The 3,443-nt window shown below is 74.2% G+C and carries 3 protein-coding genes; 1 reads left to right on the plus strand and 2 read right to left on the minus strand.

Annotated elements, in window-relative coordinates; genetic code table 11:
* Together ACOJTC_RS01400 and ACOJTC_RS01405 are read right to left on the minus strand one after the other, a co-directional pair.
* The coding region (locus tag ACOJTC_RS01400) for a WxL protein peptidoglycan domain-containing protein (protein ID WP_420115428.1) at nt 1-1,070 on the minus strand (1,070 nt) is incomplete at its 3' end.
* A gap of 72 nt (nt 1,071-1,142) precedes the next feature.
* Nucleotides 1,143-2,651 carry an HtaA domain-containing protein gene (locus tag ACOJTC_RS01405; RefSeq protein WP_420115429.1) on the minus strand — a complete coding sequence of 503 codons (1,509 nt, stop codon included), beginning with the start codon at nt 2,649-2,651 and terminating at the stop codon, nt 1,143-1,145.
* A gap of 193 nt (nt 2,652-2,844) precedes the next feature.
* Here ACOJTC_RS01405 and ACOJTC_RS01410 point away from each other — a divergent pair.
* Nucleotides 2,845-3,443, plus strand: a 599-nt coding sequence (locus ACOJTC_RS01410; protein ID WP_420115430.1) for a hypothetical protein, incomplete at its 3' end; no start/stop codon positions are given.

A 3,443-nucleotide genomic window follows, 5' to 3' on the forward strand; every position in this document is an offset into this window, starting at 1 on the left:
CCGGCGGCGGCCGCGCCGGTCGCGGCGGGTCGCGGGGTGTCGGCCGGGTCCGGGGTGGACGGTCGACCGGCGACAGCGGCCCGCCGTCGCCACCACCGCAGCCCGGCCCAGCCGGCCGCCCCGGCGAGCAGGGCCAGCAGCAGCCACGGCAGGGCCCACACCCCGGCGGTACGGACCACCGGCGGCAGCGCGGTGTCCGTGCTGGTGGCCGCGATGTCGACCTCGGCGGTCAGCCGCAGCAGCGGTGGTACGCCGGTGATCCGCTCGGTGACCGTGAAGGTGGCCCCGGGCAGCAGCTCAGGCAGGTCGGTGGGGACCGTGCGGGCCTGTTCCCGGCCGAACGGCGCGCGTACGGTCACCGTGCCGCTGCCGCCGATCCGGACGTTGCCGTCGTTGCGCAGCCGGTAGCGGACCACCAGGTCGCCGCCGCCGAACGGGTTGACCGGGTTGTCGTAGGAGACGTCGACCGCCTCGACGGTGACGGCGGGCCGGACCGGGCCGTTGACCCGGAGGTAGACCCGGGCGGCGAGCCGCTGGTCGACCAGGACGCGCTGCCCGTCGGCGGTGGTCCGGATCCGGGCGACGGCACCGATCACCCCGCCGGTGTGGTCGCCCGGGGTGGCGTTGGCCGGCACGGTGAGCCGGAACGGGATGTCGACCCGCTTGCCCGCCGGAACCGTCCATTCGCGCCGGTCGACCCTGATCCAGGAGCCGACGTCGGTGGCCGGCCGGTCCGCCGGCAGCAGGGCGAACGCGCCGTCGGTGGAGGTGTAGGCGTCGGTGCCGTACACGTCGAAGGTGACCGGGCGGTCGCCGAGGTTGGTGATGCCGACGTGGTCGGTCAGGGTGCTGCCCGGGGCCAGGTCGTAGATGAAGTAGTTGCGCCCGGTCGGACCCTTGGCGCTGGACGGCTGGACGGCCCAGCGTGCCGCGCCGGTCTCCCCGCCCCCGGCTGCCGGGCCGGGTGACGGGGCGGGCGCGGCGGGGGCCGGTGCGGGCGGGGCCGTCGCCACGAGCAGCGCGGCGGCGAGCACGGCGCTCGCCCGGATCAGGGTGGTACGCAGGGACATGCCGGGCTCCGGGAAGGGTGATCGGGCCCGGTGGGACGGGTGGCGAGCCCGTCCCACCGGGGTGGTGCCGGATCAGGAGAGGGTGAGGGTCAGCACCGCGCTGTAGTCGCCCGCCGGGGCGGACGCCGGAACCCCGAGCTGGAGTTCGGCGCCACAGGTGAAGGTGCCGTTGCTCGCGCCGGTGGCCGAGGTGCACAGCGCACGTGCCGTGCCCAGGCCGGCGCCGGGCGCGGCGGGCGCGCCCGGGGTGACCACGCCGGGGGTGCCGGCGAGGCCGTCGGTGCCGACGGCGGCGCTCGGCGTCCAGCCGAGGTTGTCCGCGGCGATGGTGCCGCCGGTGGTCGAGGCGAAGTCGGCGACCTGCCCGACCAGGCTCCAGCCGGCGTTGGTGCCGCGCAGGTCGGCCACGGTGGCGGCGTTCAGCGCCCCGGTGGTGACCTGCCCGTTGCTGACCGCCGGCAGGGCGACCGAGGAGCCGGTCACGCCGAGGGTCAGCGCGCCACCGGTGACGGTGGTGGTGATCTGCTGGCTGGCGTCGCCGCCACCGGCCGGGGTACGGCTGAACGTCACCGGGGTGAAGGTGTCCTGGCTCCGGTCGACCGCGCCCCGGGCGGCGAAGGTGATCACATAGCACTGGACCTTCGTGCAGTCCACGGCTGTCCCGGTGCGGTCGGTGTAGACCGCGCTGATCGGCAGGGTGGTGCGGAACGTGCCGTCGGCGTTGAGCCGGTCGCGCGCCTCGGTCGGCTCGTTGGTCTTGTTGACCCACTTGGTGACCTGGAGGACACCGGCGTTCGTCCAGTGCTCGTCGACCTTGGGGCCGAAGGAGACGTAGATCCCCGCCGCCCCGTTGGCCTCCGGGTCGAAACCGCTGCCGGTGACCGTGATCGTCGCCCCGGCCGGGTCGAGCCCGGTGGTCGGGGTGACTCCGACCGTCGGTGCGGCAGGTTCGCCGCCGCCACCGGTGGCGAGGGTGAACGACAGCGGGTCGAGCGCGGAGCCGGCGGAGTAGAAGCCGTTGAACGCCGAGGCGCCCTCGGCGGTCAGCGTCGCCGCCAGGTCGGTCGCGGTCACCGTGCCGCCGCTGCCACCGGGGTTGCCGTCGCTCGTGGTGACGGTGGCGATGGTGGCCTGGCGGACCGAGACCGGCTCGGCCGCCGTGGTGGTGAGGTCCACGTCCGCCTTCACGGCGGCGGTGCCACCGGTCACGACGACCGTCGGGTTGGCCAACGCGATGGTGAAGAAGTGCGCCGGGTACGAGAAGACGATCTTCCCGCCGTACTCGGCGTCGATGGCGCCGGTGCCGGCGTCGTACGTGCCGCCCTTCGCCGGGAAGGTGAAGGTGCCGTCGCTGTTGATGCGGGCGCCGTCGCTGGCGGCGATCGGCGGGTTGCCGTTGCCGGTGTTCACGTAGGCGCGGAACGACGCCTTGAAACCCCAGGTCAGGCTGCCGGAGCTGATCTCGGCCCCGGCGGCCTGGGCGGGGCTGACCCCGATGAGGACGGTCGACGCGCCGAGCAGGGCGACCGCCGCCCAGCGCGACCTGCGCCACCGGCCGGCATTGGTGCTGGATCTGACCATGCTGCTCCCTCTCTGGTACCCAATACGGACAGTGGTTGAGGTTAGGCAAACCTAACTACCGTGGCACCCGGCGAGCGGCTGAAGATCTTGATCCGAAGAACCTCTTGTGAACAGCGGATCGTTCGCTTAGGTTAGGCAAACCTTAGCTACGGTCGGTGTGGCAGCCGGCCCGATCCGTCATGGGAGGAGCCTGATGCGGGCACTGCCTCGCGCCATCCTGACCACCATTTTGATCACTGTCAGTATCGGCGTGGGGTCGACGCCGGCCCACGCCGGCACCGGCCGGGGCCCCGCCGGGCAGACCCTCACCGCCACCCCCACCAGCGGGGTGGCCCGCACCGGAGCGACGGTGACCGTCACCGGCAGCGGGTACGACGTCGCCAAGGGCATCTACGTCGCCTTCTGCGTGGACAACGGCGCCGGCGTCGCCCCCAGCCCGTGCGGTGGCGGGGCCGACACCACCGGCAGCACCGGCGCCTCGCACTGGATCTCCTCCAACCCACCCTCCTACGGGGAGGGACTGGCCGTCCCGTACGGGCAGGGCGGATCGTTCCGGGTGACCCTCACCGTGAACTCCCGCATCGGCACGGTCGACTGCACCGTCAGCCGGTGTGTGGTCGCCTCCCGCGCCGACCACACCCGCGCCGCCGACCGCTCCCAGGACGTCCGGGTGCCGGTCACCTTCGCCACCGCCGCAGCGCCCGCACCGACCCGCACCCCGGCCGCCGCCCCGGCGACCACCGGCGGTGCCGCCCGGACCACCCCACCGGCGGCGGCCCCGGCCGGCGTGGC

The sequence above is a fragment of the Micromonospora sp. genome (assembly GCF_048594385.1).
GTDB lineage: Bacteria > Actinomycetota > Actinomycetes > Mycobacteriales > Micromonosporaceae > Micromonospora > Micromonospora wenchangensis.